Source organism: Stenotrophomonas sp. As-7, from assembly GCF_030291015.1.
Taxonomy (GTDB): domain Bacteria; phylum Pseudomonadota; class Gammaproteobacteria; order Xanthomonadales; family Xanthomonadaceae; genus Stenotrophomonas; species Stenotrophomonas lactitubi.
Window position 1 is genome coordinate 3,361,282 of record NZ_CP127405.1, and the last position, 25,341, is coordinate 3,386,622.

At 63.9% G+C, this 25,341-nt stretch carries 16 protein-coding genes; 10 read left to right on the plus strand and 6 right to left on the minus strand.

Features of this window, described 5'->3' with window-relative positions:
* Positions 1-7 precede the first annotated feature (7 nt).
* From QP457_RS15520 to QP457_RS15530, 3 genes are all read right to left on the minus strand, one after another.
* Positions 8-226: a hypothetical protein gene (locus QP457_RS15520; RefSeq protein WP_032975028.1), complete on the minus strand. Its 219-nt coding sequence runs from the start codon at positions 224-226 to the stop codon at positions 8-10.
* 104 nt (positions 227-330) lie between these two features.
* Entirely contained in the window at positions 331-675 is a 345-nt protein-coding gene (locus QP457_RS15525) for a hypothetical protein (RefSeq protein ID WP_100553126.1), read from the minus strand.
* Positions 675-1,133: a phage tail protein gene (locus tag QP457_RS15530; protein WP_180166306.1), complete on the minus strand. Its 459-nt coding sequence runs from the start codon at positions 1,131-1,133 to the stop codon at positions 675-677. Before QP457_RS15530 ends, QP457_RS15525 begins: the two co-directional genes overlap by 1 nt.
* Before the next feature lie 367 nt (positions 1,134-1,500).
* Between QP457_RS15530 and QP457_RS15535 the strand changes: the two genes are divergently transcribed.
* From QP457_RS15535 to QP457_RS15545, 3 genes are read left to right on the plus strand one after another with little or no spacing between them, the layout of a single operon-like run.
* Positions 1,501-2,172, plus strand: a complete 672-nt coding sequence (locus QP457_RS15535) for a dienelactone hydrolase family protein (RefSeq protein ID WP_100553127.1) — start codon at positions 1,501-1,503, stop codon at positions 2,170-2,172.
* Positions 2,169-2,591 carry an HIT family protein gene (locus QP457_RS15540; protein ID WP_205404775.1) on the plus strand — a complete coding sequence of 141 codons (423 nt, stop codon included), beginning with the start codon at positions 2,169-2,171 and terminating at the stop codon, positions 2,589-2,591. Before QP457_RS15535 ends, QP457_RS15540 begins: the two co-directional genes overlap by 4 nt.
* 15 nt (positions 2,592-2,606) lie before the next feature.
* The gene (locus QP457_RS15545) at positions 2,607-2,774 is read left to right on the plus strand and encodes a DUF5668 domain-containing protein (RefSeq protein ID WP_025876120.1); all 168 of its coding nucleotides are present in this window, start codon (positions 2,607-2,609) and stop codon (positions 2,772-2,774) included.
* Positions 2,775-2,839: 65 nt separating this feature from the next.
* Here QP457_RS15545 and dcd read toward each other — a convergent pair whose 3' ends face one another.
* Together dcd and apbC are read right to left on the minus strand one after the other, a co-directional pair.
* The gene (dcd, locus tag QP457_RS15550) at positions 2,840-3,406 is read right to left on the minus strand and encodes a dCTP deaminase (protein WP_089236335.1); all 567 of its coding nucleotides are present in this window, start codon (positions 3,404-3,406) and stop codon (positions 2,840-2,842) included.
* Positions 3,407-3,485: 79 nt separating this feature from the next.
* Positions 3,486-4,340, minus strand: a complete 855-nt coding sequence (gene apbC / locus QP457_RS15555) for an iron-sulfur cluster carrier protein ApbC (protein ID WP_089236336.1) — start codon at positions 4,338-4,340, stop codon at positions 3,486-3,488.
* A gap of 217 nt (positions 4,341-4,557) precedes the next feature.
* Between apbC and QP457_RS15560 the strand changes: the two genes are divergently transcribed.
* The 7 genes from QP457_RS15560 (at position 4,558) to QP457_RS15590 (ending at position 23,564) form a co-directional block, all read left to right on the plus strand.
* Positions 4,558-7,353, plus strand: coding sequence for a TonB-dependent receptor (locus QP457_RS15560; protein ID WP_180166303.1), 2,796 nt, complete (start codon positions 4,558-4,560; stop codon positions 7,351-7,353).
* A 357-nt stretch (positions 7,354-7,710) separates the two neighbouring features.
* Positions 7,711-10,518, plus strand: a complete 2,808-nt coding sequence (locus QP457_RS15565) for a TonB-dependent receptor (RefSeq protein WP_180166302.1) — start codon at positions 7,711-7,713, stop codon at positions 10,516-10,518.
* A gap of 389 nt (positions 10,519-10,907) precedes the next feature.
* Positions 10,908-13,712 carry a TonB-dependent receptor gene (locus QP457_RS15570; protein WP_205404776.1) on the plus strand — a complete coding sequence of 935 codons (2,805 nt, stop codon included), beginning with the start codon at positions 10,908-10,910 and terminating at the stop codon, positions 13,710-13,712.
* Between the two features lie 168 nt (positions 13,713-13,880).
* Positions 13,881-15,914, plus strand: a complete 2,034-nt coding sequence (locus tag QP457_RS15575; RefSeq protein WP_205404777.1) for a prolyl oligopeptidase family serine peptidase — start codon at positions 13,881-13,883, stop codon at positions 15,912-15,914.
* 177 nt (positions 15,915-16,091) lie between these two features.
* Positions 16,092-18,953: a TonB-dependent receptor gene (locus tag QP457_RS15580; protein WP_205404778.1), complete on the plus strand. Its 2,862-nt coding sequence runs from the start codon at positions 16,092-16,094 to the stop codon at positions 18,951-18,953.
* Between the two features lie 189 nt (positions 18,954-19,142).
* Positions 19,143-21,248, plus strand: coding sequence for a M13-type metalloendopeptidase (locus QP457_RS15585; RefSeq protein WP_100553135.1), 2,106 nt, complete (start codon positions 19,143-19,145; stop codon positions 21,246-21,248).
* 309 nt (positions 21,249-21,557) lie between these two features.
* On the plus strand, positions 21,558-23,564 hold the full coding sequence (locus QP457_RS15590) for a M13 family metallopeptidase (RefSeq protein ID WP_205404779.1): 2,007 nt from the start codon (positions 21,558-21,560) through the stop codon (positions 23,562-23,564).
* 61 nt (positions 23,565-23,625) lie between these two features.
* Here the strand turns inward: QP457_RS15590 and QP457_RS15595 are convergent, their stop codons facing one another.
* Complete coding sequence (locus tag QP457_RS15595) at positions 23,626-25,281, minus strand: SDR family oxidoreductase (RefSeq protein WP_205404780.1); 1,656 nt, start codon at positions 25,279-25,281, stop codon at positions 23,626-23,628.
* Positions 25,282-25,341 lie beyond the last annotated feature (60 nt).

Sequence of the window (25,341 nt, forward strand, 5' to 3'; positions counted from 1 at the left end):
CCTGGGTTCACGGCGCAGCGTTGCGGCGCGATGCGCTGCCGAACATCTCCAGCAGCTGCTGCGAGCGTTCCTTGGCAGCCTTCTCCGGCGAGGCGCGCGGCCGCACCAGCAGGAAGTCCTCGGCCGTGGTCGCGTTGCCATGCACCTGGGCCAGCACACTGGTCAGCTGCGCAAGCATCCCCTGCAGTGGCTGATCCATCGGTTCCAGGCGTGCGAACGCGTACATCTCCGAGAGCTGGCGAGAGGTCACTCCCGCCAGCAGGTGGTCCGGATGCGGGAGGCCCAGCCTCCACGCAATCCGGAACTGAAGCCGGCGCTCAGGCCGGCGGATCAGTTTTTTTCCAGCTCTCCCACGGCCGCATCGCCGAGCGCATTGAGCGTCTGTGCGACACGGAACACGCGATCCAGCGCCGCGGCCGATTTCGCGCCCAGCTGGGCCACCTCATGGTCGGAGAACAGGCGCCCCCCCATTTCATCGACCAGACACAGGCCGACGAAGCGCGCACGGAAGTCATCCACCTTGGGCGTATCACCGCCATAGGTCTCCTGCTCCCAGCGGTCACGGTCGCTGGCCGACATCATCGCCACACGCACATTGCCGCCCCATTCGGGCACGGCGATGTCCTCATGGCGGCGATCATGTGCATCCAGGATCTGCTGCTTGCCCAGCAACATCACGGATTGCCGCCAGCAGCAGCGGTGACGATGGCGAAATCACGCGGCAACAGATCGGCGGTGAAGGTCAGCACCTGGTTGGTACCCGGGGCGACGTTGAAGGCTGCGACCTTGGCCACGAAGGTGGCGGCATCGCCGGTGGGCAGCACCATCAGGAAGTGCAGGTCGGCATCCGGATCGGCGTCACGCAGGATTTCCTGACCGGCCGAGCTGCCCACCGGCCAACGATGGCCGGACACCTGTACGGCCTGGCCGCCGGACAGGCCTGCGATGTTCTCCATCTGCTTGGAACGCAGGTTGGTTGCATCCAGGGTGTTGGCCTGACCACGGCCGAACGGGAAGGCGGTGAGACCGTCGATCTCGGTGTAGCCCGCCGGATTGTTCGGCGCGGTCGGCGCGGTGCCGGCCTTCACATACAGCGCGGAGTCCTGGGCGGAAATGGCTTGATTGATGGACATGGTGTTGATTCTCCTGGAAATGAAAAAGCCGCCTTGCGGCGGCTGGGTTTCGGGGTTGTCAGGCTCGGGTCGGCCTGGATGTCTTCGTCGCGGTTGGCCCGGCACAGCCGCCTGTTTCCACGCCGCCCTCGGGCAACGCGCGGGCAACAAAAAAGCCCCCGGCTTGCGCCGGAGGCTTGTATGTCATCCTGGCTGAAAGCTTAGGCTCCGGGTGTGCACCGGTCAATGCGAAAACCACCATCTGCACCGCCTTGGGAAACCACCGCCATTTCCCCGTAGCCGCCCGATGCGGCACAGCCGCTGACATCGCGCTAACCCTCACAACGTCGACAATGCCGTTCTGTTCCCTGCAACGAGGTACCCCCCGATGTCCGAATGGATCACCCTGGATACGCATTACGGTCCGGTCCGTGCCTGGCAGGTCCTGCCCGAAGGCCCTCCGCGTGGCAGCCTGGTGGTGGTGCAGGAAATCTTCGGCGCCAACCCGCACATCCGCAGCGTGGCCGAACGTTTCGCGGCCGAGGGCTACGCGGTGCTGGCACCGTCATTCTTCGACCTGGTGGACGGCCCCGAGGCCGATCCGGATGCCCTGCCCTATACCCCCGAAGGCGTGAAGGATGGCCTGGAACGGGTCACCGCCCTGGGCATGGAAAAGGCGCTGGAAGTGGTCCGCGCCGCAGCCACCCGGCTGGCGCCGCACGGCAAGGTGGGCACGGTCGGCTACTGCTGGGGCGGCAGCGTCGCGCTGCTGTCCGCGCTGCGCCTGGGCCTGCCCTCGGTGAGCTACTACGGGGCGCGCAACGTGCAGTTTCTGGATGAAACGCCGAAGGCCCCGGTGATGTTCCACTTCGGCGCGCAGGACAAGAGCATCCCGCCGGCGGCGATCCAGGCCCACCGCGAGAAGCTGCCGCAGATGGCGACCTACGTCTATCCGGCCGATCATGCCTTCAACCGCGAGGTCGGACATGCGTATGATCCAGACAGCGCCGCCCTGGCGCTGCAACGCACCCTGGACTTCTTCTCGGAGCATCTTGGATGAGCGATTTCGAACTCGATTCACGCCTGGCCACCGATAGCGTGCTGGTGGCCGAAGGCCCGTTGTCGCAAGTGCGACTGATGAACGACGAACGATTCCCCTGGCTGGTCCTGGTGCCGCGCCTGGCCGGGGTGACCGAGTGGATCGAGCTGGACTGCGATCAGCAGGACAAGCTGCGCACCGAGCTCAACCGCGCCTGCAAGGCGCTGCACGGTTCCGACGGGGTTGAGAAGATCAACATCGGCGCGCTGGGCAACATCGTGCGCCAGCTGCATTTCCACGTGATCGGCCGCCACGACGGCGATCCGGCATGGCCGGGACCGGTCTGGGGCAGCGGCCCGGCGCACCGCTATGAACCGGCCGCGCTGGACCAGCATGTCGCCTACTGGAAGGAACGGCTAGGATATCCGGCCCATTCCTGAGCCAGTGCCGACCCGATGCGATTCAATATCGTCGCCGCCATCCTGCTGATCCTGATAGGCCTGTTCATGCTGGCCAGCAACCTGGGCTGGACCAACCTGAACCTGTCGCGCCTGCTGCTCACCTGGTGGCCGCTCGGCCTGGTGGCCGTAGGCATCGCGATCCTGTTCGGTCGCGGCAAATAAGCAAAGGCGGCGCATGCGCCGCCTTCGTGATCACGCAGAACGCCGGGCATCGCCCGGCGCCACCTTCAGGTGCGCGGCAGGGTCACGCCGGTCTGGCCCTGGTACTTGCCGCCGCGGTCCTTGTACGAGGTCTCGCACACTTCATCGGACTGGAAGAACAGCATCTGCGCCACGCCTTCGTTGGCGTAGATGCGTGCCGGCAGCGGCGTGGTGTTGCTGAATTCCAGGGTCACGTGGCCTTCCCACTCTGGCTCCAGCGGGGTCACGTTGACGATGATGCCGCAGCGCGCATAGGTGCTCTTGCCCAGGCACACCACCAGGGTGTCGCGCGGGATGCGGAAATACTCGACCGTGCGCGCCAGCGCGAAGCTGTTCGGCGGAATGATGCACTCATCGCCAACGATATCGACGAAGCTGCCCGGATCGAAATGCTTGGGGTCCACGATCGTCGAGTTGATGTTGGTGAACACCTTGAACTCGCGCGAGCAGCGCACGTCGTAGCCGTAGCTGGAAGTGCCGTAGCTGACGATGCGCTCGCCGTTGACCTGCTTGACCTGCCCGGCCTCGTACGGCTCGATCATGCCGTGCTGTTCGGACATCTGGCGGATCCAACGGTCACTCTTGATGCTCATGCTCTGTCCTGGGTGCAAGGGGGCGCGAGGATTCTAACAGGGGGCCGGGCGTCGCCGCCGCAGCCCCGCCAGCGGCCCCTTACAGCAGCGAGGACAGGATCGGGATCGAGGCGCGCGGGCGCTTGCCCACCTCCTCGACCAGACGCTGGGCAGCGCGATGGTAGGCCTGGGCCGCCGCCGAATCCGGCTGCGCGGCGGTGATCGGGGTACCGGCATCGCCCTGCTCGCGGATGCCGATCTGCAGCGGCAACGACCCCAGCAGCGGCACGCCGTACTGCGCCGCCATGCGCTCGCCACCACCCTCGCCGAACAGGTGCTCCACGTGCCCGCAGTTGCTGCAGGTATGCACGGCCATGTTCTCGACCACGCCCAGCACCGGCACCTCGACCTTCTCGAACATCTTCAGCGCCTTCTTCGCGTCCAGCGTAGCGATGTCCTGCGGCGTGGTGACGATCACCGCGCCGGCCAGCGGGATCTTCTGCACCAGCGTCAGCTGGATGTCTCCGGTGCCCGGCGGCAGGTCGATCAGCAGATAGTCCAGGTCGTCCCACAACGTGTCTTCGAACAGCTGGGTCAGCGCCGCCGTCGCGCGCGGTGCGCGCATGATCAGCGGTGTCTCGTCCTCGACCAGATAACCGATCGACATGGTGTCCACGCCGAACGCACGCATCGGCTCGATGCTCTTGTTGTCCGGGCTTTCCGGGCGGCCGGACAGGCCAAGCATCGCCGGCACGCTGGGGCCGTAGATATCCGCGTCAAGCACGCCGACGCGCGCGCCAAGCTGCTGCAGGGCAACGGCAAGGTTGACCGCCGTGGTCGACTTGCCCACCCCACCCTTTCCCGAGCCCACCGCGATCACGTTGCGGATGCGCGCATGCGGCGCCAGTCCCTTCTGCACCTGGCTGGCATGCGGACGACGGGAAGAACTGTTCACTGCGGACTCCGGGGTGAATCGATAAGAAGAGCCGGACATCATACTAGCTGGACGTACGCTGACTGAAATTCAGGATTGCTACAGATTCGTGCACAGATTGTTAAGTTCATGTTACGTTCGCTGAGCACTGGTTTTGGGCTCCGCGGCTGGTTGTTGCAGCACGCACGATGGCGCATGCGCAGTGCCGTACTCGTATTTGCTCTTTGAACGGAACTACATGAAAGACCTTCGCAATTCCGCACGTCGCAACACCCTCGCTGTCGCCTTGATCTCCGCCCTGGTTGCCGCCTCGCCGGCAATGGCCCAGGACAAGGCCACCAACCTGGACAAGATCACCGTCACCGGCTCGCTGATCCCGCAGACCCAGGTTGAAACCCAGACCCCGGTGATGTCGATCTCCGCCGAGGACATCCAGACCCGCGGCTTCAGCAGCGTTGCTGAAGTGCTGCAGCAGTCCTCGCTGACCACCGGCGGCCTGCAGGGCGGCCAGACCTCGGGCGCCTTCACCCAGGGCGCCGAAGCGGCCGGCATGTTCGGCCTGAACCCGGGCTACACCAAGTACCTGATCAACGGCCGCCCGATGCTTTCGTATCCGGCGCTGTACAACGGTAGCGAAACCTTCAACAACATCAGCGGCATTCCGATCGACATCGTCGAGCGCATCGAAGTGCTGCCGGGCGGCCAGTCCTCGCTGTACGGCTCGGACGCGATCGCCGGCGTGGTCAACATCATCCTGAAGGAGCGCATGGACGGCGGCACCGTGACCGTCCGCGGCGGCACCTACACCGAGGGTGGTGGCAACAACATCCGCTTCAGCGCGGCCAAGGGCTTCAACGCCTTCGATGACCGCTTCCATGCCCTGGTCAACGTGCAGCTGGAGAACAGCAGCCCGATCTGGGGCTTCCAGCGCGACATCACCAAGCAGAACAACCCGGTCGGTTACACCGCGCAGCTGCCGTCCAACGACTTTGCCGTGATCGGCAACTCGGACAACAAGCTGTACATGATGGACCCGACCCGCTGCGGCAACGTGGCTGGCCTGTATGACGGCACCACCACTGTCGGCAAGCGCACCTCCGGCGAGTCCTGCGGCTCGGTGTACAGCGCCGGCTACAAGACCCTGAAGAACGGCAAGGACAGTGGTCAGTTCTACTCGTCGATGACCTTCGACGTGAACGACAACTTCCAGCTGTTCGCCGATGTGCTGTACAGCAAGGAAAAGACCGAGTTCACCTCCGGCTCCAGCGCCCTGTGGTGGGGCACCAAGTCGGTCATGGGCGGCTTCTACGACCAGGGCCTGGGCAAGGTCGTCAATCTGCAGCGCGCTTTCGCACCGGAAGAAATCGGCCCGGGCCACTACGACAACATCCTGAACTCGGATGAGAGCCGTTCCTACCAGGTCACCCTGGGTGGCAAGGGCATGGTCGGCGACTGGGACTACAGCGCCAGCTTCACCCGCGGTGAGTACCGTCTGGACCAGAACCGCTTCGTGCGCTGGAAGGACAAGATCGAGGACTTCTTCGGCCAGACCGTGCTGGGCCCGCGCCTGGGCACCACCGCTGATGGCTTCGGCATCTACAACCCGAACTACGCTGCGTTCTACTCGCCGATCACCCCGGACCAGTTCGCCAGCTTCACCGGCTACGGCACCCACCGCAGCAAGACCTGGCAGAACCTGGCCCGTGCACAGGTGACCAACGGCTCGCTGTTCCAGCTGCCGGGCGGCGACGCCGGCCTGGCGATCGTCCTCGAGGGCGGCAGTGAAGGTTGGGATTACTCCCCGGACCAGGCGTTCGTCGATGGCAACGTGTGGGGCACCACCGCCGTGGCCGGCGCCGGTCATCGCAGCAACTACGCGGTGACCAGCGAACTGCGTATGCCGGTACTGGAGACCCTGACCGTCAGCGCCTCAGGCCGCTATGACGCGTTCAAGATCGGCGACGGCACCGTCGACAAGGCCACCTACAGCATCGGTCTGGAATTCCGTCCGATCGAAAGCCTGCTGTTCCGCGGCAAGTACGGCACCGCCTTCCGCGCGCCGACCCTGTCCGATGCCTACCAGGGCATGAGCGGCTCCTACGCCTCAAGCCAGAACGACTACTACCGTTGCAGCCAGCTGGGCTACGCCCTGCGCGACGAAGCCTGCTCGTTCTACAAGACCACCTCGGTGTACAGCGAAAAGTCCGGCAACCCGGAACTGAAGCCGATCACTGCCGACGTGTGGAGCGCAGGCGTGGTGTGGGCTCCGATCAGCAACTTCTCGCTGTCGGCCGACTACTACAACTGGAAGATCAAGAACGAGGTCAAGACCCTCAGCACCGACCAGCTGCTGCTGGCCGAGTACCAGTGCCACAACGGTCTGCCGAACAACACCTCGGCCAGCTGCCAGAACGTGACCGACTGGGTGACCCGCGATGCCGGCGGCAACCTGACCCGCGTGTACACGCCCAAGCTCAACGTTGCCAGCCAGAACCTGGAAGCGGTGACGGTCAGCGCCAAGTACCTGCAGGACATGGGCCGCTTCGGTTCGCTGCAGTTCTCGGGCAACTACACCAACATGCTGAAGCGTGAAGTGACCCCGCTGCCGGGTGCACAGAAGCTGGATCTGCTGAGCGATCCGTACAACATGTGGTACTACGACAACTTCGCCAAGGTCCGTGGCGATCTGTCGGTAGGCTGGAACATCGGCAAGTTCACCACCACCGTGTATGCCAACTACGTCGGCAGCACCCCGAACTACCTGGCCTACACCGGCCGCAGCTATGACTACGTCCACTCCTCCGGCGCCAAGGCCGGCAAGTGGGGCTCGTACACCACCTACAACATGAGCCTGAACTACCAGGCGCAGGACGATCTGACCCTGTCGCTGATGGTCAACAACGTGTTCAACAAGCTGCCGGAAGGCCAGCGCTACAACTACCCGGGCAATGAATCGACCCCGTTCAATGGCGGCTTCTACAGCGTCTACGGCCGTCAGATCTCCGCCCAGGTGAAGTACGACTTCGGCAAGTAATCCCGTCGTTTTCCGGGTCATATTCCGGACCAGGCCCCGCTTCGGCGGGGCCTTTTTTTTGGGCTGGACACGCCGCGCCAAATGCAGCGACGCCTCAATTGTTAATCAAAAAATATTTACACAACATTCATTCCGCCAAACTCGGCAAAGCATGGAAGATCTCGCAAAATGTTGTTTTTAAAGACCTTTTGATTAACCTCACATGCCGCCCCATTGGAACGTTACAAAGCCGCGCAAATCAAGTTAAGCGTGTGTTACGTTCGGAAAACGCCGCCTTTCTGCGTCTGCAGGCTGCTGAACAATCCATGAGTTCCCAGGAAAGGGAAACGCGTCTCTCACGACCACACGGAGTACCGCATGTCTCGCAATGGCTTCCCGCGTCACCCGCTCACCCGCGCCGTCCTCAGCGGCCTGATCCTGGCCAGCAGCAGCGCGATCGCGCTCGCCCAGGAGAACACTCCCACCGATCTCGGACGCGTGACCGTCACCGGCTCACTGATCCCGCAGACGCAGATCGAGAACCACACGCCGGTCCTGACCGTCACCGCCGAGGACATCCAGACCCGCGGATTCACCAGCGTGGCCGAGGTGCTGCAGCAGAACTCGCTGACCACCGGCGGCCTGCAGGGCGGCCAGACTTCCGCCTCGTTCACCCAGGGCGCTGAAGCCTCGGGCATGTTCGGCCTCAGCCCGAGCTACACCAAGTACCTGATCAACGGACGGCCGATGCTGTCCTACCCTGCCCTCTACAACGGCAGCGACACCTTCAACAACCTCAGCGGCATCCCGATCGACATCGTCGAGCGCATCGAGATCCTGCCAGGTGGCCAGTCGTCGCTGTACGGCTCGGACGCGATCGCCGGTGTGGTCAACATCATCCTCAAGGACCGCATGGACGGCGGCGTGCTGAACGTGCGCGGCGGCGGCTACACCGAGGGTGGCGGCAACGATTTCCGCGTCAGCGGCGCGCATGGTTTCAACGCCTTCGATGACCGCTTCCACGCGCTGGTCAACGTGCAGTACGAGAAGAGCAGCCCGATCTGGGGCTACCAGCGTGACCTGACCAAGCAGAACAACACCAAGGGCTATACGCCGCAGGTGCCGACCAACGACTTCCTGGTCTACCTGCCGGACCAGCAGAACGCTTACGTGATGATGGACCCGACCCGCTGCGCCAACGTGGCCGGTCAGTTCGGCGGCACCACCGTACTGGGCACGCGTGCCACCGGTGAATCCTGTGGCTCGCCCTTCAGTGCCGGCTACAAGACCCTGAAGAACGGCAAGGAAAGCAGCCAGATCTATTCGTCGATGTCCTTCGACGTCAACGACAACTTCCAGCTGTTCGCCGATGCGCTGTACAGCCTGGAAGAGGTCCAGTACAACGCCGGTTCGGGCTATGCCTTCTGGGGCAGTGATGTCGGCTTCGGTGCGTTCGTCGACCAGGCCAGTGGCGAATACATGAACCTGCAGCGCGCGTTCGCGCCAGAGGACATCAGCGCCGCCGGCTACCGCGACATCATGAGCACCGATCGCAACAAGGCCTACCAGGTCACCCTCGGCGGTCGCGGCAACGTCGGCAACTGGGACTACAGCGCCAGCTTCAGCCGCGGCGAGTACAAGCTGACCGAACGCAGTTTCGCGCGCTGGGCCAACGAGATCGACAGCTACTTCGAAGATCGCGTGCTGGGTCCGGTACTGGGCGTCACCGACGACGGCTACAACATCTACAACCCGAACTGGGGCGCGTTCTATTCGCCGCTGCCGGCTGGTGATTTCCAGACCTTCACCGGTTTCACCTACAACAAGAGCCGCACCTGGCAGAACCTGGGCCGCGCGCAGATCACCAACGGTTCGCTGTTCAAGCTGCCCGGTGGCGATGCAGGCCTGGCCGTGGTCGCCGAAGCCGGCAGCGAAGGCTGGTCGTATACGCCGGACCAGCGCCTGCTCGATGGCAGCGTGTGGGGCACCACCTCGGTCGCCGGCGCCGGCCATCGCAGCAACTACGCGCTGACCAGCGAACTGCGCATGCCGCTGCTGGAGTCGCTGACCGTGACCGCCTCCGGCCGCTACGACGCGTTCAAGATCGCCGACAAGACCGTCGACAAATCGACCTACAGCATCGGCGTGGAATTCCGCCCGATCGAAAGCCTGCTGTTCCGCGGCAAGTACGGCACCGCCTTCCGCGCGCCCAGCCTGTCCGATGCCTTCCAGGGCCGCAGCGGCTACTACGCCAACGGCTCGGTCGACTATTACCGCTGTGGAGAGCTCGGCTTCAACCCGAGCGACACGGTGGGCTGCGCGTATGCCAACGAATCGGTGTTCGGCGAACAGTCCGGCAATGCCGAGCTGGAAGCGATCACCGCAGATGTATGGAACGCCGGCATCGTGTGGGCCCCCATCAACAACCTGTCGGTGTCGGTGGACTACTACAACTGGAAGATCAAGAACGAGGTCAACACCCTCAGTTCCGACCAGTTGCTGCTGGCCGAGTACTACTGCCGCAACGGCCAGACCAACAACACCTCGGCCAGCTGCCAGAACGTGAGCGACTGGATCACCCGTGACGGCACCGGCAAGCTGGAGAAGATCTACACGCCGAAGATGAACATCGCCAGCCAGAACCTGCAGGCGGTGACGGCCAGCTTCAAGTACGTGCAGGACATCGGCCGCTTCGGTGCGCTGCAGTTCTCCAGCAACTACACCAACATGATCAAGCGCGAACTGCAGCCGCAGCCGGGCGACGACTACCTGGACCTGCTGCGCGACCCGTACGCGATGTGGAACTACGACCAGTACGCCAAGGTGCGTGCAGATGGTGCGGTGGGCTGGGCGAAGGACAAGTGGACCACCACGCTGTACTTCAACTACATCGGCAAGACGCCCAACCGCATGGCCTATCTGGGCAAGGGCTATGACTACGTGCATCCGTCTGGTTACGAAGCCGGAAAGTGGGGCTCGTACACCACCTACAACCTCAGCGTGAACTACCAGGCGATGGACAACCTGACGCTGTCGATGATGGTCAACAACGTGTTCAACAAGATGCCCGACGGCCAGGCCCACAGCTACGCCGGCAACATCGGCGCGCCGTACAACAGCAGCATCTACAACCCCTACGGCCGTGCGGTCTACGTGCAGGCCAAGTACGAGTTCGGCAAGAAGTAAGCGCCGCTCTCGCAGCAACCCAAGGGCCCCGCTTCGGCGGGGCCTTTTTTCATGCCCGCCAATTGAGACGAATCAAAGCAATAAGTCCCATAAATTAAATAATCAGAAAGAATCTGAAAGCGACCCCAAGCCTTTGATCCTGAAGACAAATATTGCTGTCGAAGCATATTGTTCTGCATCGCAACATTTTGAAACATTCCCAGACAAATCCGTTTATCCATTGATTACAAAGGAATTTCCCGGGAGCACGTGGCACATCCGTATGACCGCACCATTCTGACAACGTGAACGTCGTGTTACGGTCCTGCTGAATGGATTGCAACTGAACAAATCATGAAGATGTCACGGAGGACATCAGCCAGACGACATCGCTCACACGGGGATCCATCATGTCTCGCCATCGCTCCACGCCATCGCGTCACCCCCTGACCCTCGCCCTGATCGGCACCCTGCTCGCCTCCGGCGCGGCCCACGCGCAGGACAACGCGCCGACCCAGCTCGACCGCGTCACCGTCACCGGGTCACTGATCCCGCAGACGCAGATCGAGAACCACACGCCGGTCCTGACCGTCACCGCCGAGGACATCCAGACCCGCGGTTTCACCAGTGTCGCCGACGTCCTGCAGCAGTCCTCGCTGTCGACCGGCGGCCTGCAGGGCGGACAGACCTCTGCTTCGTTCACCCAGGGTGCCGAGGCAGCCGGCATGTTCGGGCTCAGCCCCGGCTACACCAAGTACCTGATCAACGGCCGCCCGATGCTCTCGTATCCGGCGCTGTACAACGGCAGCGACAGTTTCAACAACATCAGCGGCATTCCGATCGACATCGTCGAGCGCATCGAGATCCTGCCCGGTGGCCAGTCGTCGCTGTACGGTTCGGATGCGATCGCCGGCGTGGTCAACATCATCCTCAAGGAGCGCATGGACGGCGGCGTGCTGAACATCCGCGGCGGCGCCTACAGCGAAGGGGGCGGCAACAGCTTCCGCTTCAGCGGCGCCCGCGGGTTCAATTCCAAGGACGACCGCTTCAATGCCCTGGTCAACGTGCAGTACGAAAAGACCAGCCCGATCTGGGGCTACCAGCGCGACCTGACCAAGGTCAACAATCCCGACGGCTACAGCCCACAGTACGTCTCCAACGACTTCCTGGTACTGCTGCCGGCCAACAGCAACCGCTACGCGATGATGGACCCGAACCTGTGCGCCAACGTGGCGGGCCAGTTCGACGGCACCACCGTGCTCGGCACCCGGCCGACCGGCCAGGCCTGTGGTTCGGTGTATGGCACCGGCTACAAGACCATCAAGAACGGCAAGGAAAGCGGGCAGATCTACAGCTCGATGACCTTCGATGTGAACGACAACTTCCAGCTGTTCGGCGACGCGCTCTACAGCCTGGAAGAAGTGAAGTACGCCACCGGCTCAGGCTACACCTGGTGGGGCACCTCCTCCGGCTGGGGCCGCTTCTATGATCAGGACAGCGGCCAGTACATGAACCTGCAGCGCGTGTTCGCGCCGGAGGACATCGGCGGCGGCGGCTACCGCGACATCATGAACACCGATCGCAACAAGGCCTACCAGGTCACGCTCGGCGGTCGCGGCACGGTCGGCAACTGGGACTACAGCGCAAGCTTCACCCGCGGCGAGTACAAGCTGACCGAGCGCAACTTCGTGCGCTGGAACGATCCGATCAACGATTACTTCGAGCAGCGTGTGCTGGGGCCCGTGCTGGGTACCACCAGTACCGGCTACGACATCTACAGCCCGGACTGGGAAGCGTTCTACTCGCCGCTGCCGAGTGGTGATTTCCAGAGCTTCACCGGCTACACCTACAGCCAGAGCCGGACCTGGCAGAACCTGTTGCGTGCGCAGGTCACCAACGGTTCGTTGTTCAAGCTGCCCGGCGGCGATGCCGGCTTCGCAGTGGTGGTCGAAGGTGGCAGCGAAGGCTGGGACTATACGCCGGATGCACGCCTGGTCGATGGCAGCGTCTGGGGCACCACCGCGGTGTCCGGCGCAGGCCATCGCAGCAACTATGCAGTGACCACTGAACTGCGCATGCCGTTGCTGGAATCGCTGACGGTAACCGGCTCCGGTCGCTACGACGCCTTCAAGATCGGCAGCAGCACCGTCGACAAGGCAACCTACAGCGTCGGACTGGAATTCCGTCCGATCGACAGCCTGCTGTTCCGTGGCAAGTACGGCACCGCATTCCGTGCGCCTACCTTGTCCGACGCTTTCCAGGGTGTCAGCGGCTATTACGCCAACGGCTCCACCGACTACTACCGTTGCGGCCAGCTTGGCTACGACCCGGCCAACACGACGGGCTGCCCGTATGACAGCGTGTCGGTGTTTGGAACGCAGTCCGGCAACCCCGACCTGGAACCGATCACCGCAGATGTATGGAACGCCGGCATCGTGTGGGCCCCCATCAACAACCTGTCGGTGTCGGTGGACTACTACAACTGGAAGATCAAGAACGAGGTCAACACGCTCAGCTCCGATCAGCTGCTGCTGGCCGAGTACTACTGCCGCAACGGCCAGACCAACAACACCTCGGCCAGCTGCCAGAACGTGAGCGACTGGATCACCCGTGATGCCTCCGGCGTACTCGATGAGATCTATACGCCGAAGATGAACGTGGCCAGCCAGAACCTGCAGGCGCTGACGGCCAGCTTCAAGTACGTGCAGGACATCGGCCGCTTCGGTTCGCTGCAGTTCTCCGGCAACTACACCGACATGCTCAAGCGCGAACTGCAGCCGCAGCCGGGCGATGAGTACCTGGACCTGCTGCGCGACCCGTATGCGATGTGGGTGTACGACTCGTACGCCAAGGTGCGCGCCGACGGTTCGATCGGCTGGGCCAAGGACAAGTGGACCACCACCCTGTATGCCAACTACATCGGCAAGACGCCGAACTACATGGCCTACCTGGGCAACGGCTACGACTACGTCCATACCTCCGGCTACAAGGCCGGCAAGTGGGGCTCGTACACCACCTACAACCTCAGCGTGAATTATCGGGCGATGGACAACCTGACCCTGTCACTGATGGTCAACAACGTGTTCAACAAGCTGCCCGACAACCAGCGGTACAGCTTCGCCGGCACCAGCGGCCAGCCGTACAACAACTACCTGTACAACGCCTACGGCCGTGCCATCTACGTGCAGGCCAAGTACGAGTTCGGCGACCACTGATCCGTCGATACGTTCGCGTACAGCAGAAGACCCCGCCCCGGCGGGGTCTTCTGCGTTGAGGCCCGCCCAGCCTGTCCGGCGGGGGCATTTCACGCCAAGTTGACGGGCGAAGGCTGTTCGTTCATCTTCAGGTCATCTTCCAGTCACGCTGCCAAGGATGCCCTGTACATGAAAGACGCCCGCCTCGCCGCCCGCCTGGGCATCGCTGCCACCCTGCTCGGCCTGGCCGTGGGCCAGGTGCTGGCCACCCCTCTGCCTGTCGACGACTTCGCCAAGATCCCGGCCATCCAATCCGTGACCATGAGCCCTGATGGCAAGCAGCTGGTTGCGATCATCGCTGCCCCGGGCAGCGACAACGGTGACACCGCACTGGCCAACTGGAACCTGGACAATCTGGGCGCCGGCCCGGTGGCCATCACGCCTTCCGGCGATCGCATGAAGTTCATCGCCGCCAGCGCCCTGAAGGCCGGCCGCAGCCTTGTCATCGGTCGCCAGGAACTGACCGCGCAGCTGGCCGGTTGCGGAGAAGGCAACTCGGTGGGAACCACCAAGACCTTTCTGTCGAAGGCTTACCTGACCGACACTACCCAGACCAAGTTCGACGAGGCCTTTGCCGACAATTCGCGCAAGCTCGGCATCAGCGAACAGACACAACGCTGCCTGGAGCTGGCAGGTACCGCGTCGCTGGTGCATTCGCTGCCGCTGGACCCTGACAAAGTCATCATTTCGCAGATCAACCAGTCAACGTTCTCTGCAAGCTACTACCTGTTCAACCTCAAGAGCGGCCAGACCGAACTTCTCTTCCGTGGTGATGCGCGCTCGACTCCGGGGCTGTTCCACCCCCGCAGCGGCGAGCTCCTGACCAGGACCCAGATCGAACCGGCCGGGTCGAACGAGTACGAACAGCAGATCCTGATCAAGGACAAGACAAGCGGCAAGTTCGAGAAGCACGATGCGCTGACGACCAAGCTCAGTGAGCGCTACACGATGGACGTGGCCGGCATCGACGACCAGACCGGCAAGCTCTACATCCTCACCGACAGATATTCCGAGCAGGTGCAGGCCCGCCTGTACGACCCGGCAACCCGGAGCTTCGACAAGGAGCCGTTGGCCGCACACCCGCAGTACCCGATCAGCGGCCTCATCCTGGGCAGCAAACCCAGCAACTTCAACCAGGTTCTGGGCTTCTATGTAGATGGGCCGCGACGCGAGGCGATCTATGTCGACCCGCAGATGAAGGCCCTGTATGACGGCCTGAAGCAGGCCTATCCGGGAAAGTACGTCGCCATCACCGGTTACAACGACGACCTCTCCCGCGTGCTCTTTATCACCAACGGCGCCAACACTCCCACCACCTATCACGTACTCAGCGACCGCAAGCAGGTGACGACCCTGGGCAGTGAACGCCCGTGGATCGATGGCAAGCAGATCGGTGAGCAACGCTGGGTGACCTACACCGCTCGCGACGGACGAAAGATTCCTGCCATCCTGGATCTGCCTGCTGGCTGGAAAGAAGGTGGAGAACCACTGCCCGCGCTCGTGCACCCGCACGGCGGCCCGTGGGCGCGTGACTATGCCGGTTGGGATGTCTCCGGCTGGGTGCCGTACTTCACTTCGCGTGGCTACGCCGTCATCCGCCCCCAGTATCGCGGTTCCACCGGCTTCGGTCGCGACCACTGGATCGCAGGTGACAAGCAGTGGGGCCTGACGATGCAGGACGACAATGACGATGCGGCGGCGTGGCTGGTGCAGCAAGGGATCGCCGCAAAAGACCGCCTGGCGATCTTCGGATACTCCTACGGCGGCTTCGCTGCAGCTGCAGCCACTGTCCGCAGCCCCTCTCCTTTCCAGTGCGCCATTGCCGGCGCACCTGTCACCGATCTCGGCAGAGTCGGCATGTCCTGGAGCGAGAACCGCCTGCAGCGCATCCTGCAGGGGCAGACCGTCAAAGGCATGGACCCGATACAGAACACGGCCAAGGCGAACATTCCGGTACTGCTGTACGTCGGAGATCGTGACGTACGCACTCCGGCGTTCCATGCCCGATCCTTCTACAACGCCGTCCAGGGCAAGGTTCCGGCGAAGTTCGAACTGATTGCCGACATGCCGCACAGCATGCCGTGGTACCCGAGCCACTACCGGGCCACGTTGCCGCTGATGGCCGACTTCCTGGCCAAGGACTGCGGCCCCGGCGGCCTGTAAGCCACCCGGGTGGAAACCGCCACCCCGCTGGTCAGGCCAGTGGGGTTTTTCACGCCCGAACCCCTGAATTTCCCCTTAGCAACAGTGAGTTACACAACGAGGGTATTCATGTTGCATTTAATTTACGCTGTGCATACACTCCGTTAACCGAAGCATAACAAGTGGGGATCCGACACAATGCGCAAGACCAACCGCCTTATTACGCCCAGCCGCCTGCCGCTCGCCCTGGCAGTGCTTGCCTGCCTGCAGGCAGCTCCGGTGCTGGCCCAGGAATCCACCCGCGAGGAAGCAGCGGCGTCAAGTGCTTCGAAGTCTGACAAGAAGGCAACTGACCTTGACAAGGTCACGGTCACCGGCTCCCTGATCCGTCGGGCGGACTACGAGACCACCTCGCCGGTGTTCACCATCGACACCGAGCGCAATGCCGCCCAGGGCCAGACCAGCGTCAGTGAATTCCTGCAGAAGTCGGCGATCGGCGCCGCCGAAACGCAGATCACCAATCAGTTCGGTGGTTTCACCACCAACGGTGGTACCGGCGTACAGACCTTCTCGCTGCGTGGCCTGGGCGCGAACCGCACGCTGATCCTGCTGGACGGCCAGCGTCCCGGCCCGGCCGGCACCCGCGGCGCGGTCGGCGCATTCGACCTGAACGTGCTGCCCACCGCTGTCCTGCAGCGCGCCGAGATCGTGAAGGACGGTTCGTCCTCGATCTATGGCTCCGACGCCGTGGCCGGCGTGGTCAACCTGATCACCAAGAAGAATTTCGAACGTCCGGAACTGACCATCAGCGGTCGCGTTCCGACCGAGGGCGGCGGCGAAGTGTTTTCCGCATCGCTGGCCAACGGCTGGAACTTCGACAACGGCAGCATCGTTGCCGCCGTGGAATGGTATCGCCAGAACGAACTGACCCGCGGCGACCGCGATTTCTTCAAGTGCGCTGAAGACATCGTATGGGACGACAAGGGCAACCGCATCGACCGCGTTGACCGTTCGATCCTGGCCGGCACCAATCTGGCCAACTGCCAGAACATGCTGCACAACGTCATCGACGTCGGCGCTACCCGCTACGTGCCCAGCACTGATGGCAGCACGGTCGGTCCGTTCCCGGGCTATCGTCCGCGCGCGAACCAGACCTATGCCAACGGCAATCCGCTGGCGACCTATCAGGAGCCGTACAACTTCCCGGCCTATGGTCAGAGCCAGATCATCAACCGCCAAGAGCGCAAGACGGTCTACTTTGCCACTGACTTCGGCTTTGACTCGTTCAACTGGAAGACCCAGTTCCTGTACAACAACCGCACCACGGACAACTTCGCCTGGCGCCAGTTCTTCCCGACCGTGCTGATCCCGGGCACCACCACCCGCGCCCAGCCGGTGCTGCCGTTCAAGTCAGCTTCGGAGACCGAAGTTGACTACTACTACTTCGCCAACAAGTTCGATGGCGGCTTCGGCAGCAGCACCTGGGGCTGGGAAGTCAACGCCAACTACAGCCACTCCAGTGGCAAGTACAGCAACCTCGGCATCCGCAACTCGATCAGCGGCGACATCGGCCGTCCGGGTACCGGCACCGCAGCGGCGAACTACTTCGATCCTGGCTATCTGAATGGCTCGAAGGTCGACGAGCTGGTCTCGATCCTCGGCGTCTGGGCCAAGGGCAAGACCACCTACGATCAGACCACGGTCAACGCCGTGTTCAGTGGTGAGCTGTTCGATCTCCCGGCCGGTGCCGTGGCCACCGCCGTCGGTGTCGAGTACCGCAACTACAAGATCGACGACCAGCCGGGTGCCGATTTCGCCGACATCTGGGGTTCGACCACTGCGGGTCGCACCAAGGGCGATGAGAAGGTGAAGGAAGCCTTCCTGGAACTGGACGTGCCGGTCATCAAGGGCGTTCCGGGCATCGAGTCGCTGTCGCTGAATGGCTCGGGCCGCGTCTTCAAGTACGACACCGTGTCCGGCTCGGACAAGGTGTGGAAGTTCGGCGTCAACTGGCAGATCATCCCGTCGCTGCGTCTGCGCGGCACCATCGGCACCTCCTACCGTGCACCGGGCCTGTACGAGCTGTATCTGGGTAACCAGACCGGCTTCCAGGCGCAGACCGCCATCGATCCCTGCATCCGCTGGGCCGAAGGCAACAACAGCAACGCAGCTGCCAACTGCGCCGCTGCCGGTATTCCGGGCGACTACACCGCTGCGGGCAACAGCAGCGCCACCGTCTTCACCCGCGGCGGCGCTGGCGGCGACCTGAAGCCGGAAACCTCGCGTGCACGCAGCCTCGGCCTGGTGTTCACCCCGGAATTTGCTGACCTGAGCATCGCGATCGACTACTTCGACTACGAAGTCAGCGACCAGATCACCGCGCTGAGTGCAGCCTCCATCCTGGAAGGCTGCTACGAGTCGACCACCTATCCGAACCGGTACTGCGACCTGATGCGTCGTAACCCGAATTCGGGTGCCAACGCCAACATGGTCACCGAGGTGTACGCGCAGTACTTGAACATCAACCGCCAGCGTACCCGCGGTTGGGATCTGACCCTGAACTGGGAACACGAGTTCAGCTTCGGCAAGTTCTCGCTGGATTCGCAGGTCACCTATACGGTTGAAGACACCGCCGAGCTGTTCGACAGCGCAGCTGCCAGCGGCCTGTCCTCGTCCGATCAGCTGGGTGATTTCGGTCGCCCGGACCTGGTCGGCAACCTGGGCCTGAGCCTGGAGCGCGGCGACTGGACCTACAACTGGATGACCCAGTACATCGCGTCGACCCAGGACCCGGACCTGTCGGAGACCTTCACCTATCAGGGTCGTCCGAATTCGTACCGTGACATCACCGCTGGCAGCCGCTGGTACCACACCGCCTCGGTGAGCTACGAGCAGGCCGATTGGCAGATCCTGGTGGGCGTCTCGAACGTGTTCGATGCCAAGCCGCCGCTGATCTCCAGCAGCGTGTACTCCTCGCGCTACGGCAACACCCACCCGTTCGCCACCCAGTACGACTACTACGGCCGCACCCCGTTCGTGCGTCTGAAGTACAAGTTCTGATCCAGCAACAAATGCAGTACCCCCGACAGACCCGGCTTTTGCCGGGTCTGTCTTTTTCCGGTGCCGGCAAGGCCCTTGCGCCCGGCCATGACCTTCGACACCCTTGCAGTGCGGGCCGGCGGCGTATCGTTCGGCCCACGGCCGTCACCACGGCCCTTCCCTGACTCACTCGGCCTGGAGGCCATTCAAGTGACCCGTACTCCCAAGATCGTGCTGCTGACCCTGGCCGTTTCGGCCGCGCTGGTCGGCTGCGGCAAGAACGAAACCCCGGCAAAGGATGCCACCGCCTCCACGCCGGCCGCGGCCGACGCCGCCACCACCTACAAGCTCGACGAGAGCAAGCTGCCCGCCTACAACGCCTTCCAGGCCAGCGATCTGGACAGCAACCTTGACGCCTGCACCGCCTTCGGCGACTACGTCAACGGCAAGTGGCTGGCCGCCAACGAGATTCCGGGCGACCGCACCAGCTGGGGCGCCTTCACCATCCTCGACGAGCGTTCGGTGGCCGTGCAGCACCAGCTGGCCGAGCAGGTCGCGCAGGTCAAGAACCCGGCCGGCATCGAGAAGATCGTCGGCGACCTGTGGGCCACCGGCATGGACGAAGCCAAGGTCAACGCCCAGGGCATCGAGCCGCTGAAGGCCGACCTGGCTGCGATCGATGGCCTGCAGGACAAGGCCGCCATCGCCAACTACCTGCGCACCAGCGCCGCCAAGGGCGAGAACGTGCTGTTCGGCTTCGGCGCCGAAGCCGACTTCAAGAACTCGGCCGTGAACATGGCCTACGCCAGCCAGGGCGGCCTGGGCCTGCCGGACAAGACCTTCTATACCGACGCGTCCAAGGCAGACAAGCTGAAGGCCTACCAGGCCCACGTGGCCAAGGTGCTGGAACTGTCCGGCGTCGCCGCTGCCGATGCTGCCAAGCAGGCTGAAGAAGTCGTCAAGTTCGAGACCCGCCTGGCCAAGGCATCCAAGTCCAGCGTCGAGCTGTCGCGCGATGTCTCGCTGTACTACCACCCGGTCAGCCTGGCCGAGGCCGATGCGCTGACCCCGAACTTCAGCTGGACCGAGTTCTTCAAGTCGCAGAACGTGGCCGCGCCGGAGAAGTTCTCGCTGGCCATCCCGGCCTTCCACCAGGAAGTGAGCAAGGCGCTGGGCGACACCGATCCGTCGGTGTGGCGCGCCTACCTGCGCTTCCACACCGTGGACAGCGCTTCGCCGTACCTGGCTGATGCCTTCGTGCAGGAAAACTACGAGTTCTACGGCAAGACCCTCAATGGCCAGAAGGAACAGAAGCCGCGCTGGAAGCGCGTGCTGGGCACCATCGAGAGCGACGCCGGCGAAGCCTTCGGCCAGCTGTACGTGAAGGTCGCCTTCTCGCCGGAAGCCAAGGCGAAGATGGAAGAGCTGGTGAAGAACCTGGCCGCCTCGCTGAAGGAACGCATCCAGGGCCTGTCCTGGATGAGCGAAGAGACCAAGGCCAAGGCGATCGCCAAGTGGGAAACCTTCACTCCGAAGATCGGTTACCCGGACAAGTGGCGTGACTGGTCGGGCCTGCAGACCAACCGTGACAGCTACCTGGGCAACGTACGCGCGGCCACCGCGTTCAACTACCAGTACAACCTGGCCAAGATCGGCAAGCCGGTGGACAAGACCGAGTGGGGCATGACCCCGCAGACGGTCAACGCCTACTACAACCCGCTGCAGAACGAGATCGTGTTCCCGGCCGCCATCCTGCAGCCGCCGTTCTTCGACCCGAAGGCCGACGACGCGCTGAACTACGGCGGTATCGGTGCGGTCATCGGCCACGAAATGACCCACGGTTACGACGACCAGGGCAGCCGCTTCGGGCCGACCGGCAACTTCGAGAACTGGTGGACCGAAGCCGATTCGAAGAACTTCGCTGGCCTGACCGGCAAGCTGGTCAAGCAGTTCGACCAGTACAAGGTCGACGGCCAGGCCGTGAACGGCCATCTGACCCTGGGCGAGAACATCGCCGACCTGGGTGGCCTGGCCACCGCCTACGACGCACTGCAGAAGGCGTCGGCCGGCAAGGAAGACGCGAAGATCGATGGCTTCACCCGCGATCAGCGCTTCTTCTTCAACTGGGCTACCGTGTGGCGCACCAAGTACACCCCGGAGAACGCCAAGGTCCGCCTGGCAACCGACCCGCACGCGCCGGCGCAGTTCCGCGCCATCGGTGCGCCGTCGAACCTGCCGACCTTCACCGCGGCCTTCCAGTGCAAGCCGGGTACGCCGATGTCGCGCACCGGCGACTCGCAGGTGGTGATCTGGTAAGCCACGGCTGAGGCCACGGTTTGCCTGCAGAGGCCCGGGATTTCCCGGGCCTTTGTTTTTTTGCGGCGCCAACCATCCACGCGTGGTGTGGCTCTACTGGCGCCGGCGCTGGCCCAAGCCGTTGATGGAGGCCGACCTTGGTCGGCGCATGGCGCGAAGAACCACCGCGATGCGTGCATGCCGTGCCCATGCCACCCACCCGGTAGCGCCGGGCCATGCCCGGCGGATGCACCGTGATGCGTGCATGCCGCGCCCATGCCCGGCTTGCTATAGTTCGCCCGCCCTCAATCCATCACGGATTCGTTCTACATGCCCAACTTCCGTCCGCTTGCCATCGCCCTGGGCATCAGCCTGGCGACCCTGGTTCCGACCCACGATGCGTTCGCCGCCAAGAAGAAGGCCGCGCGCGCCCCGGCCGTCAGTGCGCAGTGCAGCGATTTCTACGACGCCACCAACGCGGGCTGGCTGAAGGCCAACCCGGTGCCGCAGATCGGTGCCGCCACCGCGTTGGGCCAGCTGGTCGACCGCAGCCGTCAGCAGCAGCGTGAGCTGCTGGAAGCCTCGATGAAGGCGCCGCAGGGCAACGTGCAGAAGCTGCTGGGCGACTTCTGGGCCAGCGGCCTGGACGAAGCTGCAGTGGAGGCCGATGGTTCCAACCCGATCGCGCCGTTGCTGACCCGCATCAACGCGATCAAGAAGGCCAAGGACATTCCCGCCTCGATCGCTGCGCTGCACCAGGTCGGCATCCCGGTGGCCTTCAACTTCGGTCCGGACGTGGACCTGAAGGCACTGGACCGCCACATCGGTTACTTCATGCAGGGCGGCATGGGCCTGCCTGATCCGGCCTTCTATACCCGCACCGACGCCGACACCGTCGCGCTGATGGGCCGCTACCGCAACTACGTCAAGCAGATCCTGGCACTGACCGGCACCCCGGCGGCCAAGCTGGACGCCGAGTCGCAGGCAGTGATCGCGCTGGAAACCGAACTGGCCCGCAACGCGCAGTCGCTGGCGGGCATCAACAACCCGTTCAACAACTACGCGCCGATCTCCACCAAGGACCTCAACAGCCGCTATCGCAACCTGCAGCTGGATGCGTTCCTGAAGGCGCAGGGCGTCAACGATGACCTGGTCTCGCTGGCCGATCCGGCGCTGTTCAAGCAGCTCGACGGCATGGTCACCAAGCTCAAGCCGGACCAGTGGAAGGCCTACCTGCGCTGGCGCGTGGGTGACTCGATGGCACCTTACCTGTCCAAGGCGTACCGCGATGCGGAGTTCGAATTCCGTGGCCGCGTGCTGCGTGGCGAGACCCTGCCGCCGCAGCGCTGGGAAAGCGTGCTGGACGCGATCAACGTGGCCGCTGGCCCGATGGTCGGCCGCGAATACGCCGCGCGTTACCTGTCTGCCGAAGACCGTCGCCAGGCGGCGTGGATCGTCGACAAGGTGCGCGAAGTGCAGATCGAGGCGGTCAAGAACAACAGCTGGATGAGCGCCGAGGCCAAGACCGAAGCGCAGGCCAAGCTGGCCGCGCTGAAGATCGAGATCGGCACCCCGCTGCGCGACCTGGATTACAGCGTGCAGCCGATGGGCCGTGGTTCGTTCGGCGGCAACATGCTGATCGCTTCGACTTGGCGTCACCGCGAGGAAATGAAGCGCATCGGCAAGGGCAACGCCGACCGCCGCTGGGACGTGCTGCCGCAGCAGCCGTCGCTGGCCTATGACCTGGCGCAGAACCGGCTGATCGTCACCGCCGCGATCCTGCAGGGTCCGGTGTTCAACGCCAAGGCCGATGCCGCCGACAAGTTCGGCAGCTTCGGTGGCCTGGTCGGCCACGAGCTGACCCGCGCGATCGACGCCAAGGGTGCGCTGGTCGATGCCAAGGGTGAACTGCGCAGCTGGTGGACGCCGGCCGACAAGACCGCCTGGACCCTGCTCGGCAGCCGTGTCGCCACGCAGTACGGCGCCTACGAGTTCCCCGGCGTGAAGGGAGCCAAGGTCAACGGCACGCTGACCCAGGAAGAGAACCTGGCCGACATCGCCGGTCTGGAACTGGCCTGGGCCGCCTACACCGCGCAGGAGCCGAAGGCCAAGCCGGCACAGCAGCAGGGCTTCTTCCGCGCCTGGGCCGCGCTGTGGCCGCAGCAGCTGTCGCCGAACGAGGCCGCACGCCGCCTGACCGCCGACATCCGTGCACCGGGCCGCTGGCGCACCAACGGCCCGCTGTCGAACCTGCCGGCGTTCGGCGCCAGCTTCAGCTGCAAGCCGGGCCAGCCGATGCAGCGTACCGACGCCGAGCAGATCAAGGTCTGGCGCTGAGGTTGATGCAATAGCCGTAACGGAAAGGGCGCCTTCGTGGCGCCCTTTTCGTGGATGGGCATCAACCCGGCCTCAACGTTCCCCTGTAATGCACGATCCGCCCCACCACTGGCGCGCCGATCTCCACGTCGAAGACAAAGCATCCGTCCTCATCACTCTCGAAACTGTTTTCCCCCGGCAGCAGCCATTGCGGCAACGGCATGCCCAACAGCGACCAGCGTCGTGGCACCAGTTGCAGCCGCCCGTTGTCGACCAGCAGCGCCAACGCTACCGAGATCACGCCGAAGCGCTCGACCAGCAGTGCCTCGTTGCGCCCCTGCCCCTGCGTCTGCAGCGAAGAGAAACGACGGCCCGCAAAGGTCCGCGTCCAGCGCTCACCGCCGGCCTCCGGGGTGAACTCCACACTGACCGGCAGACTCTCGCCCGCCGCGGGAAAGCCGAACACCTTCCCCAGCAACCGCGACAGCAGCCCGCGACCACGTTCGACCGATGCCGTGCCGCTCCAGCGCTTGGCTGCAGACGGTGCGTGCAACGCCTGCACGCTGGCCGGCAGTTGCGCGTATGCGCTGCCAAGCACGCGCTGGTACAGGCTGGCACCCGGCATGTCCCGGCGGAAACCGGTGTGGATGGTGCGGCCTTCAAACAGGCGGTCGTAGTCGCTCAACTCCAGCGCATGCGTGGCCGCGCGCGCCCCAGGCGTCGGCCGATCACCGGCCAGCTGCTTGCGGATTACCGCCTCGATCGCCATCGACGGAATGTACGGACCGTCATCGGCCTCGGCCAGCAGGTGCCAGCTCTGTTCGATGCGCGCACCATCGCGGGTGCCCACCGCGCGTACGATCATGCCGCCGCGATGTTCACCGAACTTCATCAGGTTCAATACGGTGTAGAACAACCGCGAGCACGGCTCCAGCGACGGTAGTTTCAGGTGCAGCCGCGCCTTGGCCAGCAGGTTCAGCACGCGATGCAGGATTTCCGGCACCGGGCCAGCCCCCATCCAGATGTCGGTCATCGTCGGATGTTCGGGTGGCAGCACCTGCAGATCAGGCACATCCACCAACGAGAAATGCAGGTTGCGCAGCGGCAGCCGCCCCGGCACCGCGACGGTGAAGCGGCGGCTCTCGGCCAGGCCGATGCCGTGCCCGTCGCGACCGTTGCGGCGCAGCTTCACCGGCGAACCGGCATAGCCGACCACCGCACGCATCACGTTCAGGCCGATGCCGGCATACGGCGATGGCGCGATGCCGCCTTCCACGCTGACGATGTCCATGTGCGAGGCCATCTCGCGCAGCACCGCCGCAGTCAATACCGGGAAGCTGCTGACGCCGGACAGCACGTAGATACCGGCCGCCCTGGCCTGCGCGTCGTACTGCGAAACGCCGAATACGAAGTCCGCCGCGTCGGCGAAGTCCAGATAATCAATGCCGGCAGCGATGCAGGCTTCGATCGCCGCGTAGCGATGTTCGCCGTAGTCCTGGAAAGGACCGGAGGCATCCACCACGAGGTCCGGTCGCTCGGCCTGCAGGGCCGTGGCCAACTGTTGCCGGTCGACCTGCAGCGGGCGCAGTGTCGATTGCCCCACGTAGCTTGCACAGAAGGCCTGCGCCGCCACCAGGTTGCGGCCACCGATCAGCAGTTCCAGCATCGGCAGGTCCGCCAGCAAGCGGACCAGACGCCCCCCGAACACCCCATATCCACCCAGAATCAGGATCTTCACGCATCGTCCCTGTCGTGTCGTCTGCCCATGGTAGCGCGACGCCGCCAGCTCCCGCAGTGC

Bases quoted from the DNA above. Each gene is read 5' to 3' on its own strand.
- QP457_RS15535 (WP_100553127.1), top strand. From the start codon at position 1,501: ATGTCCGAATGGATCACCCTGGATACGCATTACGGTCCGGTCCGTGCC.
- QP457_RS15575 (WP_205404777.1), top strand. From the start codon at position 13,881: ATGAAAGACGCCCGCCTCGCCGCCCGCCTGGGCATCGCTGCCACCCTG.
- QP457_RS15540 (WP_205404775.1), top strand. From the start codon at position 2,169: ATGAGCGATTTCGAACTCGATTCACGCCTGGCCACCGATAGCGTGCTG.
- QP457_RS15590 (WP_205404779.1), top strand. From the start codon at position 21,558: ATGCCCAACTTCCGTCCGCTTGCCATCGCCCTGGGCATCAGCCTGGCG.
- QP457_RS15570 (WP_205404776.1), top strand. From the start codon at position 10,908: ATGTCTCGCCATCGCTCCACGCCATCGCGTCACCCCCTGACCCTCGCC.
- QP457_RS15580 (WP_205404778.1), top strand. From the start codon at position 16,092: ATGCGCAAGACCAACCGCCTTATTACGCCCAGCCGCCTGCCGCTCGCC.
- QP457_RS15565 (WP_180166302.1), top strand. From the start codon at position 7,711: ATGTCTCGCAATGGCTTCCCGCGTCACCCGCTCACCCGCGCCGTCCTC.
- dcd (WP_089236335.1), bottom strand. From the start codon at position 3,406: ATGAGCATCAAGAGTGACCGTTGGATCCGCCAGATGTCCGAACAGCAC.
- QP457_RS15530 (WP_180166306.1), bottom strand. From the start codon at position 1,133: ATGTCCATCAATCAAGCCATTTCCGCCCAGGACTCCGCGCTGTATGTG.
- QP457_RS15520 (WP_032975028.1), bottom strand. From the start codon at position 226: ATGTACGCGTTCGCACGCCTGGAACCGATGGATCAGCCACTGCAGGGG.
- QP457_RS15560 (WP_180166303.1), top strand. From the start codon at position 4,558: ATGAAAGACCTTCGCAATTCCGCACGTCGCAACACCCTCGCTGTCGCC.
- QP457_RS15525 (WP_100553126.1), bottom strand. From the start codon at position 675: ATGTTGCTGGGCAAGCAGCAGATCCTGGATGCACATGATCGCCGCCAT.
- QP457_RS15545 (WP_025876120.1), top strand. From the start codon at position 2,607: ATGCGATTCAATATCGTCGCCGCCATCCTGCTGATCCTGATAGGCCTG.